The sequence below is a fragment of the Alcanivorax sp. HI0044 genome (genome assembly GCF_001634945.1).
The window spans coordinates 1-734 of record NZ_LWEZ01000208.1 but is presented as its reverse complement, the minus strand read 5'-3'; the positions used below and the strand labels follow the sequence as shown (position 1 = coordinate 734).

Genomic DNA, 734 nt, shown 5'->3' with positions numbered 1-734 from the left:
TCAGGTATACTGGTGGTGTCTGACTGTTTGCCGGAAAAAAGACTGCATGCGGCCATCAGTACCCCGGTAAAAAGAATAAGAGAAAAGCGCAAAGTACGGAGAGTCATGCCATGAGCGTAGCAGTGCCGTTGCAACGGCGAGTGAATGCGGCAATTTTTTTTCTGGCTCTGGTGGTCACGACCGGGCTGGTCTCTCGCTGTGAGGCAGACAAGGCGCCGGTGGTGCCGATGATGGAGCTGACGGTAACGGCTTCGGCCTATAACTCACTGCACGGGCAGGGGGCGGGCCGCGACCATGCGCTCGCCGCCTGGGGCGACCGGCTGGTGCCGGGAATGCAGGCCATCGCAGTGTCCCGCGACCTGATCCGGCTGGGGTTGGCCCACAATACTGAAGTCACCGTGGAGGGCTTGCCGGGTGTGTGGGTGGTGAAGGACAAGATGCACCGGCGCTGGAAACGCAAGATTGATATCTATATGGGAGAGAATTTGCAGGCGGCCCGCGAATGGGGTCGTCGCAAGGTCAAAATCCGTTTTCCCCGGCCGCCGGAGAAACCCTGACGCGGACTATTCCCGGCTGAGAAACGTCATGGTCATCTTGGTGGAGCCGCTGGGCAGCACCTTGTCCAGCAGCTTGATGAATTTGAACACCCCGCCGACCGGGTTATGCACCGCGACGTTTTCATTGGCGGCCTGCCAGGCTTTGGCCGCAATGTCGTCGGCGGTCAGATTCACCCC

At 59.8% G+C, this 734-nt stretch carries 1 protein-coding gene; it reads left to right on the top strand.

Going from position 1 to position 734, the window contains the following annotated elements; genetic code table 11:
- The first annotated feature begins 110 nt into the window (after window positions 1-110).
- Window positions 111-557, top strand: coding sequence for a 3D domain-containing protein (locus A3730_RS02515; RefSeq protein ID WP_063521015.1), 447 nt, complete (start codon window positions 111-113; stop codon window positions 555-557).
- Window positions 558-734 lie beyond the last annotated feature (177 nt).

Excerpts from the sequence above, each read along its gene's own strand:
- A3730_RS02515 (WP_063521015.1), top strand. The coding sequence starts at position 111 with ATGAGCGTAGCAGTGCCGTTGCAACGGCGAGTGAATGCGGCAATTTTT.